We start from the raw sequence: 9958 nt of genomic DNA, 5'->3' as shown, positions 1-9958 counted from the left end.
GGGTTCTTCGATCAACGGCAAGGACGTGACGTTCGAAAACATCGCTTCGGGCGACTATCCGGTTTCGCGCGCGCTGTTCTTCTACGTCAAGAACGCCCACGTCGGCAAAGTTCCCGGCATCCAAGAATACGTTGCCGAGTTCACCTCCGACAAAGCATGGGGCGAAGAAGGCTACCTGGCCGACAAGGGTTTGATCCCGATGCCGAAGGCCGAACGCGCCAAGTTCGCGGACGATGCCAAGGCGCTCGCAAACCTGTCAATGTAATCGCCGACTAAGACAGAACAAAATAACCGGCGGCGATCGCACGTATTTCAGATCGTCGCCGGAATTTGTTGATTACTTACTCTCAACGTCGAAGGATCGATCCATGCCCGTGGTTTTGGTTGCAGAAGATGAGCCGCCGTTGGTCGAAGTTCTAACGTATAACTTGGGCAAGGCCGGGTTTGACACGCTCACCGCCATGGACGGCGATGAGGCGTTGACGCAAGCGCAAACGCAGCGTCCAGACGTGATGGTTCTCGATTGGATGATGCCGGGAAAATCGGGGATCGAGGTGTGTCGCACCATTCGCGAAATGCCCGACATTCACAATTTGCCGATTTTGATGCTTACCGCTCGCGGCGATGAAGCCGACCGCATTCAAGGTCTCGACGCGGGTGCCGACGATTACATGGTCAAACCGTTTTCACCGCGCGAACTGGTGGCGCGCGTGCGCGCACTTTTGCGCCGCACCCAACCCAACAGCGCCGACATTACGTTGGCGTTTGGTGATATCAGCCTGAACACCGAGCAGCATAAAGTCACCGCGCGCGGCGCGACTGTGAAGTTGGGGCCGACCGAATACCGCTTGCTCAAGTTTTTGATGGAATGTCCGGGACGGGTGTATTCGCGTGAAATTCTGCTCGACCGGGTGTGGTCGAACGGCGTGCATGTGGAGAGCCGCACCGTCGACGTGCACATTCGCCGCTTGCGCAAAGCGTTGTTGGATGCGGGTGGTTTCGATCCCATTCGCACGGTGCGCGGCGCGGGCTATTCGCTCGACCACGATACGCTTTAATCGTTCAGGTTTTATATCATGAATACGGACATTGAATTCAGCCGTGCGCTGGGCGAGCAGCCTTGCGTTCATCCCAGCGCGTGCATCAAGGACTCGTCGCTGGGGGCTTGGTGCGAGGTGCAGGAGCGTACCAAGCTTACGGAAACGGTGATGGGCGACTACTCCTATATCTGCGGCGATGGCGAAGTCATCTATACGGAGATCGGAAAGTTCTGTTCCATCGCCTCGCATGTGCGCATCAACCCCGGCAATCACCCCCTGGATCGCGCGGCGCTGCATCACTTTACCTATCGCAGCGCATTGTTCGATTTGGGCGAGGACGATCCCGATTTTTTCGACTGGCGGCGCCAATCGAAAGTCACCATCGGCAACGACGTGTGGATCGGACACGGTGTCACCGTGATGCCGGGGGTGAGCATCGGCGACGGCGCGGCCATCGGTTCGGGTGCGGTGGTGACGCGCGATGTCGAACCGTTCACCGTGGTCGTCGGGGTGCCCGCCAAGCCGGTGCGCAAACGCTTTGATGAAGACACCATTGCAGGACTGCAAAAGATGCGTTGGTGGGATTGGTCGCAAGACATGTTGCGTGATCGCATGGGTGATTTTCGCACCCTCGGTGCGGCCGATTTCGTCGCCAAATATACAAACTCATGATTTGTTCGGTATCGTAACAATTCACAAAATTGTTACGCAGATGACAAATCCCCGCAACCGGCGATGAGTAGGGTCCTCTCACATTCAAAGAGGACACCTGCTATGACCCCCAGCATACATGTCACCAACCTGAGCAAATCATTCAAGGGCACCAAGGCCCTCGATGCGATCAACTTCACGGCCCACGGCGGTGAAATGGTTGCCCTGATCGGCGCATCGGGTTCGGGCAAATCGACGTTGATCCGCCACATCGCCGGGCTGATGGCGGGGGACAAAAGCAACGACAACGGCGCGATCGAAGTGTTCGGTTCGACCATCCAGAACAAGGGCCGCATCGCCCGCGACGTGCGCGCACAACGCCAACATATCAGTGTCATTTTCCAACAGTTCAATCTGGTCAGTCGCATGACGGTTTTGACCAATGTGTTGTTGGGCAAGCTCGGTTCCATTCCCAGCTGGCGCGGCTCTTTGGGGGCGTTCACCAAAGCGGAAAAGCTCGAAGCGATGAACGCGCTGGACCGTGTCGGCATGGCCAAATACGCAACCCAGCGCGCCTCGACCTTGTCGGGCGGTCAGCAGCAACGCGTCGCCATCGCCCGCGCGCTGTTGCAAAACTCCGAAATCATCCTCGCCGACGAACCGATTGCCTCGCTCGATCCAGAATCGTCGCGCAAGGTTATGGAATCTCTGGCGCGCATTCACAAAGAAGACGGCAAGACGGTGATCGTGTCGCTGCACCAAGTCGATTATGCGCTCAAATACTGCCCGCGCACCTTGGCCCTGAAAGACGGCAAGAAACATTACGACGGCCCGTCGCGGGATCTGTCGATTGAATTCTTGCGCAATCTGTACGGATCCAACTCGCTCAACATGCACATTCCGGGACCGCTGGAAGTTACGGATGAGCCACCTATCGTGGTGGCGCCGGAAGCGGTTATCACACCGACACCGGGTTTCGGCCGCAACGCCGAACCCGTCATGGGAACGGCCTGACGGCCGCCCTTCAAGGACCGGGCTGAACCCGATCTTTTTTCAACACACCTAGGAGCTATATCGATGATGAAGAAAACCCTGTTGGCCGTTTCGGCCGCAGCTATGATGGTGGCTGGCGCCGCCAAAGCTGATTACAAACCGCTGGAAAAAGATCCCGAAGTCATCAACTTCGGCATCATCGCCACGGAATCCACGTCCAACCTCAAAGATCAGTGGCTACCGCTGCTGGCCGACATGGAAAAATCCATCGGCATGCCGGTGAAAGCGTTCTTTGCACCCGATTACGCGGGCGTGATCGAAGCCATGCGTTTTGGCAAAGTGCACGTTGCTTGGTTCGGCAACAAGTCGGGCATGGAAGCGGTTGACCGTTCCGGCGGCGAAGTGTTCGTCCAGACCTCCAAGGCCGATGGTTCGCAGGGCTACTACAGCCACGTCATCACCAACGTGAAGAACACCAACATCAACAAGCTCGAAGATATCTTCAAGTGCGACAAGTCCTTGAACTTCGGTATCGGCGATCCGAACTCCACCTCGGGCTTCTTGGTTCCGTCGTACTACGTGTTCGCACAAAACAACGTCGATCCGAAAAAGTGCTTCAAGACCGTGCGCAACGCCAACCACGAAACCAACTTGATGGCCACCGCCAACAACCAGGTCGACGTCGCGGCGAACAACTCCGAACAGATCGGCCGCACCAAGCTCAAAGATCCGGCCGCTGCTGCTAAGATCAAAGTCATCTGGACGTCTCCGCTGATCCCGTCCGATCCGATGGTTTACCGCAAAGACATGTCCAAGGAATTGAAGTCCAAGATCAAAGCCTTCTTCCTCGGCTATGGCCGCATGGGCGACACCGAGCACGCGACGAAAGTTCTGCGCGGCATCAGCGACGGCCAAGGCTACTTCATGGAAAGCAACAACACCCAGCTGTATCCGATTCGTCAGCTGGCGCTGTTCAAGAACAAGCTGAAAATCGAAAGCAGCGATGCGATGTCCGCTGCCGAAAAGGCCGACAAGGTTGCCGCGATCGACAGTCAGCTCGCCGAACTCGACGTTCTGGTCAAACACCAGTAACGCATTTGGAATGGACGCCGGGGCTCGGCCTCGGCGTCCTTCTTCATTTTTTTGTATTCGATTGATCTTGGAGACCCTGCGATGACCGCCAATGCCGCAACGCCCGGAAACATCAACGAACTGCCGCAGCGCGACTTGAAACGGTCCATGAGCAGCATGTTGCTGTGGGGCGTGTTGTTCGCCTTGTTGGCGTACTCGTGGGAAGGCGCGGATATGCGGCCGATGGCGCTGATCGAAGACGGCGCCAATATGGGGCAGTTCGCAGCGGGGTTTTATCCGCCCAATTTCACCGAATGGCACATGTATGTCACCGAAATGTGGATCACCGTGCAAATCGCCATTTGGGGCACGGCGTTGTCTGTGGTGACGGCAATTCCGTTCGGCATTTTGTCGTCGGCCAACATCGCCCCGTTGTGGATCGCCCAGCCGGTGCGCCGTCTGATGGACGCCGCGCGCGCTATCAATGAAATGGTGTTCGCGATGCTGTTCGTCGTGGCGGTGGGCTTGGGCCCGTTTGCGGGCGTATTGGCGCTGTGGATTCACACCACCGGCATTCTCGCCAAATTATTTTCCGAAGCCGTCGAATCCATCGACCCCCATCCGGTCGAGGGCGTGCGCGCCACCGGCGCGAACACCTTGCAAGAAGTCATCTACGGGGTAATCCCGCAGGTGCTGCCGTTGTGGATTTCGTACTCACTGTATCGGTTCGAATCCAATGTCCGCTCGGCAACCGTTCTCGGCATCGTCGGCGCAGGCGGCATCGGTGCGTTGCTGTGGGAATTTATCCGTGGATTTTATTATGCCGAAACCGCCGCGGTGATGATCATCATCGTACTGTGCGTGACGTTCCTCGATATGGTGTCGCAACGTCTGCGCAAGATGGTCATGTAAGCGTCTCTTCAGACGGCTTGTTTGTCTGCGTCAATAAACTGTAACCGACCCGTCACATGTCAATCATCACGGGGAGGTAGGTTTGAGCTATGACAAACGAAAAAGGATTTGGAGAGATGATGCTCTCGCTAGCCGGTGGCCGGGTGCTGCTGGACGATGGAAAGGTGCACCACACCGCCGTGAACTTCGAAGGCGGACTGATCGGTGCGTTCGATACCCACAACAAGCGCCAAAAAGGAACCTGGGATGTGCGTGGGCACTTGGTTCTGCCGGCGATCATTGATCTACACGGCGATGCGTTCGAACGCCAGATCATGCCGCGCCCAGGGGTGAGCTTTCCGCTCGATCTCGCGTTGCAAGACACCGATCGCCAAATGGCATCCAACGGCATCGCCACCGCGTACCATGGCATCACCTATTCGTGGGAACCGGGATTGCGGGGGCGCGAGACGGTGGTGCGCCTGCTCGATGCGCTTGACAGGTTGCGCAGCCGCCTGCTGTGCGACACGCGGGTGCACTTGCGTTGGGAAACCTTCAACACCAAAGGCGCCGCCGACGTTGCGGAATGGATGAACACCGGCCGTGTCGATTTGTTGGCGTTCAACGATCATATGGATCTGATCCGACGGGCGCTGGCCAATCCGCAAAAGCTTGGCGCATACGCCGATCGTGCTGGTTTGTCGCCGGAAGAGTTCATCAATCTGGTCGATGAAGTCGAAACGCGCAAAACAGATATTCCCGCCAAAGCACAATGGTTGGCGGTGTTGGCGGACAAGTTGGAAATCCCCTGCGCCTCGCACGATGACGAGTCACCCGCCGTGCGCACCAGTTTCAAAAAACTCGGCGCACGCATTTGCGAATTTCCGGTCAATGCCGAAACGGCACGCTTTGCCATGGACAACGACGACCCGGTGGTTATGGGGGCGCCAAACGTCTTACGTGGCGGCAGTCACTGCGAGCGCTTGTGCGCCACTGCGGCGGCGCGTGACGGACTGTGTTCGATTTTGACGTCGGATTATTACTATCCGTCTCTGTTGCAGGCGCCGTTCAAATTGGCGGCGGACGGTGTTACCGATTTCACCACCGCGTGGGGCATGGTGTCTAAAAACCCGGCTGCGGCTGCGGGCTTGAAAGATCGCGGATGCATCAAGGAAGGCCAGCGCGCCGATGTGGTGGTGGTGGACGATTCGGTGCCTGGTTGCCCGCGCGTGGTGGCGACTTTTGTGGCGGGCAAGCCGGTACATCTGATCGATGCCGGATACCGTATGTGCGCCTAAGTGGTTTCAGGTTTCGAACAACATCTGCACCCGGTCGCCGCAAAATTGGGTGCGCCCGTATTCAAGCGGGGTGCCGTCGGCCAAGACGTTGACGCTTTCGGCCATCAATACCGGGCGGCTGGCGGGTTGGGCCAGCAACTCGGCGTCTTCGCGGTTGGGCAGTCGCGCGGTGACTTGGGTGGTTTTGCGCACGTAGTCGGTGACGCCGAACATGCGCAGGGCGGCGGAAATCGATCCGGTCTCAGCCACCGCTTTATCCAGCCCAGGAAAACGGCTGGCGACGAAGTGATGATCGGCAAGGCTCAACGGTCGACCATCCGCACCGCCCAGGGTGCGAATGCGCATGACTTTGACGCCACGCCGTATTCCCAGCGCCTTGGCGATCTTCGCGGTGCTGGCGAACACGTCCATGGCGATCACGTCGGCGTTGGGCACGCGGCTCTGTGCGCTGACGGCTTCGCTGAAGCGGGTGCGCTTTTTCACCGCGTAGTCGAGGATCGCTTCGGGCACGTAGGTGCCGTGGCCTTGACGGGCGGCGACCAGTCCATCCTCGGTCAACGAGGCGATGGCGCGGCGCACCGTGTGGCGGTTCACGGAAAAGCGCGCCGACAGGGCTTGTTCGGTGGGCAGCATGTCGCCGGGACGAATGTCGCCGGCGAGAATTTCCGATTTCAGGGCTTCGCGAATTTGCCGCCACAAAGCGACGCCATGGCCGCGTTCGATGTGTGCGGGTTCGGGGGGGGAGGCATGTGCGATCATGTTTTTAACTCATATGAATATCGTTACAAAAAATTCAACAAAGCCTCTTTGACGCGCTCTGCGAAGACGCGTAAATAGACACAAAGACATATAGATGTCTAGACAAATTTAGGAGATGTGCATGTCGTCCGTCAAGTCCCGTAATCAATCCGGTGATCAATCATCCGGTGCAGGGTTCTTCGATCAACACAAGGACCGTCAGGCTTGGATGGGTGTTTTGGCGCGTACGCCCAAAGCGACGCTTGAATCGTTTTGGCAAGAGCTCGCCGATCGCCCCGAATACGGCGTGTTGCGTGCACCGGAAACCGGCATGGTGATGGTGCGCGGCCGCGCTGGCGGCGAAGGTGCGCGTTTCAATCTAGGCGAAATGACCGTCACCCGGTGCGTCGTACGCACCACTGACGGACGCATGGGGCAGTCCTATGTGGCGGGCCGCGATCACCGTCATGCCGAATTGGCGGCGTTGTTCGATGCCTTGCTGCAAGACCCCGAGCGCCGCGCGCTGTTGAAACGTGAATTGATCGAGCCCGCGGAGAATGACCTGCGCGACAAACGTGCGCAAGACGCGCGCAAGGTGGCGACGACCAAGGTGGATTTCTTCACCATGGTTCGTGGCGACGATTGACGGAGATTGAGATCATGACCATGCAAGCTGTTCCCGTCGCCCCGATGGCCGGATTCGACGATCCCGTTCATGGCAGCCAGCGGGTGTTTCGCGCCCTGCTCGATGCGATGTCGCATCCGGGTAAGATCATTACGATCGATGATGTTGAGGCCGCGCCCCACCCCCTTAACACCGCGACGGCGGCGATCTGTCTGAGCCTCGTGGATTTCGAGACACCCATTTGGGCCGATGCGGACATCGCGTCCAGTGGTGAAGCAATGAACTACCTGCGCTTTCATTGCGGTTGCCCCGTGACCCAAGATCCCAGCACGGCGCGCACCGCATTGTTCTCTGATGTCGGCGCGGTCAAAGGATTCAATCGCTTCAACCCCGGAACGGATGAACGCCCCGACTTGTCGACCACCTTGATCGTTCAGGTCGATGGCCTGTCCAACGCAGACGGAATGACACTCAGCGGTCCCGGCATCAAAGGCACGCGCGCTTTGAGCGTTAGCGGCGTCACCGATGAATTCTGGCAGGCCGTGCGCGCCAACAACCGCATGTTCCCGCGTGGCATCGATTTGATTTTAACGGCGGGCGCAGAGGTCGTGTGCCTGCCGCGCACCACAAAAGTGGAGGGCTGAAGGATGTACGTAGCCGTTAAAGGGGGCGAAAAAGCCATCGAGAACGCCCACGCGTTGCTTGCCGAAGAACGTCGCGGCGACACCGGCGTTCCGGAACTGAGCATCGCCCAGATCAAAGCGCAGATGACCTTGGCAGTTGATCGCGTGATGACCGAAGGTTCGCTCTACGATCGCGACTTGGCGGCGTTGGCCATCAAGCAGGCGCGAGGCGATCTGGTCGAAGCGATTTTTCTGCTGCGCGCTTTCCGCACCACGTTGCCGCGGTTCGCGACATCGGAACCCATCGACACTGGCGCGATGAACGTGCGCCGCCGCATTTCTGCAACGTTTAAGGATTTGCCCGGCGGTCAGGTGCTTGGTCCGACGTTCGATTACACCCACCGCTTATTGGATTTTTCGTTGATGGACGACGGCAACGAAACCGCCGCGCCTGAAGATATGAGTTACGAGCCCGGCACGGCGTTGCCGCGGGTAACGTCGATTCTTAATCACGAAGGTTTGATCCAACAGGAACATCCCGACGCAGATGACGCACCGGTACCGGACCTGACCCGCGAGCCTTTGGACTTTCCCGCGGGCCGTGCGGTGCGGTTGCAAAATCTGGCGCGCGGCGACGAGGGCTTCTTGCTGGCGCTCGGTTACTCCAGCCAGCGCGGTTACGGCAACAACCACCCCTTTGCCGGCGAAATTCGCATGGGCGAGGTCGAGGTGGAAATCGTACCCGAGGACTTGGGTTTTCCGGTGGTGATCGGCGAAATGACCGTGACCGAGTGTGAGCAGGTCAATCAGTTCAAGGGATCCTCGGTTGAGCCGCCGCAATTTACCCGCGGCTATGGTCTTGCGTTCGGGCATTCGGAACGCAAGGCCATGGCGATGGCCTTGGTCGATCGTTCCCTGCGCAGCGCGGAGCTTGGCGAAGAAGTCGACAACCCGGCGCAGGATGAAGAGTTCGTCCTGTATCACTCCGACAACGTCGAGGCTTCGGGCTTCGTGCAGCACTTGAAGTTGCCGCACTACGTCGATTTCCAGGGCGAATTGGAAATGGTGCGCAACCTGCGCGCCGAACAGCAACAGATGCAATTCAAGAAGGCGGGGGAATGACCATGAGCCAACCGCAACCGCAAACCCTCGAAGGCTACAACTTCGCCTACTTGGACGAACAGACCAAGCGCATGATCCGGCGTGCGATTCTCAAAGCCGTCGCGATACCGGGCTATCAAGTTCCGTTCGGCTCGCGCGAGATGCCGTTGCCTTATGGCTGGGGCACCGGCGGCATTCAGGTGACGGCGGGCGTGATCGGCGCGGACGATACCTTGAAGGTGATCGACCAGGGCGCCGACGACACCACCAACGCCGTTTCGATCCGCCGTTTCTTCGCCCGCACCACCGGGGTGTCGACGACCGAGCGCACCGAAGACGCGACCATCATCCAAACCCGTCACCGCATTCCGGAACGTGCGCTGGCAGAAGGTCAAATCCTGGTTTATCAGGTGCCGATTCCGGAAGCTTTGCGCTGGCTGGAGCCGCGTGAAACCGAAACGCGCAAGATGCACGCGCTTGAAGAATACGGCGTCATGCATGTGAAGCTTTACGAAGACATCGCGCGGTTCGGACGCATCGCCACGTCGTACGATTACCCGGTGGTGGTCAATGACCGCTATCTGATGCGGCCCTCGCCGATCCCGAAATTCGACAATCCCAAGATGGACAACATGCCCGCCCTGCAGTTGTTCGGTGCGGGCCGGGAAAAGCGTATCTATGCCATTCCGCCCTATACCAAGGTCAAAAGCCTCGATTTCGACGATCACCCGTTCGAGATCCAGAAATGGGACGACTGCTGCGCGCTGTGCGGCGCCAAAGACAGTTACTTGGACGAGGTCGTCATGGATGACGAAGGCGGACGGATGTTCGTGTGTTCCGACACCGATTATTGCGAAGACCGGCGCGCCGAGGGCCACATCGGCCCCATGGGCACACCGCAGGCGGCCGAATAGGCCGGAGAGAGAA

The 9958-nt window shown here is 58.5% G+C and carries 12 protein-coding genes; 11 read left to right on the top strand and 1 reads right to left on the bottom strand.

All coding sequences use genetic code 11. The annotated features are described in order from the left end of the window. The 7 genes from VIN96_RS16675 to VIN96_RS16645 form a co-directional block, all read left to right on the top strand. On the top strand, positions 1-265 hold a 265-nt coding region (locus VIN96_RS16675; RefSeq protein WP_331894217.1), incomplete at its 5' end, for a substrate-binding domain-containing protein. 103 nt (positions 266-368) lie between these two features. Then, positions 369-1058, top strand: coding sequence for a phosphate regulon transcriptional regulator PhoB (gene phoB, locus VIN96_RS16670; protein ID WP_331897802.1), 690 nt, complete (start codon positions 369-371; stop codon positions 1056-1058). An 18-nt stretch (positions 1059-1076) separates the two neighbouring features. Then, positions 1077-1712: a DapH/DapD/GlmU-related protein gene (locus VIN96_RS16665; protein WP_331897801.1), complete on the top strand. Its 636-nt coding sequence runs from the start codon at positions 1077-1079 to the stop codon at positions 1710-1712. Between the two features lie 102 nt (positions 1713-1814). After that, positions 1815-2705 carry a phosphonate ABC transporter ATP-binding protein gene (phnC, locus tag VIN96_RS16660; protein ID WP_331897799.1) on the top strand — a complete coding sequence of 297 codons (891 nt, stop codon included), beginning with the start codon at positions 1815-1817 and terminating at the stop codon, positions 2703-2705. A gap of 63 nt (positions 2706-2768) precedes the next feature. Next, positions 2769-3776 (top strand): phosphonate ABC transporter substrate-binding protein, encoded by a 1008-nt coding sequence (gene phnD, locus VIN96_RS16655; RefSeq protein ID WP_331897797.1) that lies wholly within the window; start codon positions 2769-2771, stop codon positions 3774-3776. 81 nt (positions 3777-3857) lie between these two features. Then, the gene (gene phnE, locus VIN96_RS16650) at positions 3858-4667 is read left to right on the top strand and encodes a phosphonate ABC transporter, permease protein PhnE (protein WP_331897795.1); all 810 of its coding nucleotides are present in this window, start codon (positions 3858-3860) and stop codon (positions 4665-4667) included. Positions 4668-4783: 116 nt separating this feature from the next. Beyond that, a complete protein-coding gene (locus tag VIN96_RS16645; RefSeq protein ID WP_331897793.1) occupies positions 4784-5944 on the top strand; it encodes an alpha-D-ribose 1-methylphosphonate 5-triphosphate diphosphatase in 1161 nt (386 codons plus the stop codon). 6 nt (positions 5945-5950) lie between these two features. Here the strand turns inward: VIN96_RS16645 and phnF are convergent, their stop codons facing one another. Beyond that, entirely contained in the window at positions 5951-6703 is a 753-nt protein-coding gene (gene phnF, locus VIN96_RS16640) for a phosphonate metabolism transcriptional regulator PhnF (RefSeq protein ID WP_331897791.1), read from the bottom strand. A gap of 121 nt (positions 6704-6824) precedes the next feature. Here phnF and phnG point away from each other — a divergent pair, with 121 nt between their 5' ends. Genes phnG through VIN96_RS16620 form a run of 4 tightly spaced genes read left to right on the top strand, consistent with a single transcriptional unit; the run spans position 6825 to position 9945 of the window. After that, positions 6825-7328 carry a phosphonate C-P lyase system protein PhnG gene (gene phnG, locus VIN96_RS16635; protein WP_331897789.1) on the top strand — a complete coding sequence of 168 codons (504 nt, stop codon included), beginning with the start codon at positions 6825-6827 and terminating at the stop codon, positions 7326-7328. Positions 7329-7342: 14 nt separating this feature from the next. Next, a complete protein-coding gene (phnH, locus tag VIN96_RS16630; RefSeq protein WP_331897787.1) occupies positions 7343-7951 on the top strand; it encodes a phosphonate C-P lyase system protein PhnH in 609 nt (202 codons plus the stop codon). A 3-nt stretch (positions 7952-7954) separates the two neighbouring features. Next, positions 7955-9052, top strand: a complete 1098-nt coding sequence (locus tag VIN96_RS16625) for a carbon-phosphorus lyase complex subunit PhnI (RefSeq protein WP_331897786.1) — start codon at positions 7955-7957, stop codon at positions 9050-9052. Positions 9053-9054: 2 nt separating this feature from the next. Beyond that, complete coding sequence (locus VIN96_RS16620; RefSeq protein WP_331897785.1) at positions 9055-9945, top strand: alpha-D-ribose 1-methylphosphonate 5-phosphate C-P-lyase PhnJ; 891 nt, start codon at positions 9055-9057, stop codon at positions 9943-9945. Positions 9946-9958: the final 13 nt, after the last annotated feature.

Origin of the sequence: Magnetovibrio sp., from assembly GCF_036568125.1 — a bacterium.
Taxonomy (GTDB): domain Bacteria; phylum Pseudomonadota; class Alphaproteobacteria; order Rhodospirillales; family Magnetovibrionaceae; genus Magnetovibrio.
Note: the sequence above shows the minus strand (reverse complement) of the source record. Positions and strands in the feature narration are given on the sequence as shown.

Bases quoted from the DNA above. Each gene is read 5' to 3' on its own strand.
- phoB (WP_331897802.1), top strand. From the start codon at position 369: ATGCCCGTGGTTTTGGTTGCAGAAGATGAGCCGCCGTTGGTCGAAGTT.
- VIN96_RS16665 (WP_331897801.1), top strand. From the start codon at position 1,077: ATGAATACGGACATTGAATTCAGCCGTGCGCTGGGCGAGCAGCCTTGC.
- phnC (WP_331897799.1), top strand. From the start codon at position 1,815: ATGACCCCCAGCATACATGTCACCAACCTGAGCAAATCATTCAAGGGC.
- phnD (WP_331897797.1), top strand. From the start codon at position 2,769: ATGATGAAGAAAACCCTGTTGGCCGTTTCGGCCGCAGCTATGATGGTG.
- phnE (WP_331897795.1), top strand. From the start codon at position 3,858: ATGACCGCCAATGCCGCAACGCCCGGAAACATCAACGAACTGCCGCAG.
- VIN96_RS16645 (WP_331897793.1), top strand. From the start codon at position 4,784: ATGATGCTCTCGCTAGCCGGTGGCCGGGTGCTGCTGGACGATGGAAAG.
- phnF (WP_331897791.1), bottom strand. From the start codon at position 6,703: ATGATCGCACATGCCTCCCCCCCCGAACCCGCACACATCGAACGCGGC.
- phnG (WP_331897789.1), top strand. From the start codon at position 6,825: ATGTCGTCCGTCAAGTCCCGTAATCAATCCGGTGATCAATCATCCGGT.
- phnH (WP_331897787.1), top strand. From the start codon at position 7,343: ATGACCATGCAAGCTGTTCCCGTCGCCCCGATGGCCGGATTCGACGAT.
- VIN96_RS16625 (WP_331897786.1), top strand. From the start codon at position 7,955: ATGTACGTAGCCGTTAAAGGGGGCGAAAAAGCCATCGAGAACGCCCAC.
- VIN96_RS16620 (WP_331897785.1), top strand. From the start codon at position 9,055: ATGAGCCAACCGCAACCGCAAACCCTCGAAGGCTACAACTTCGCCTAC.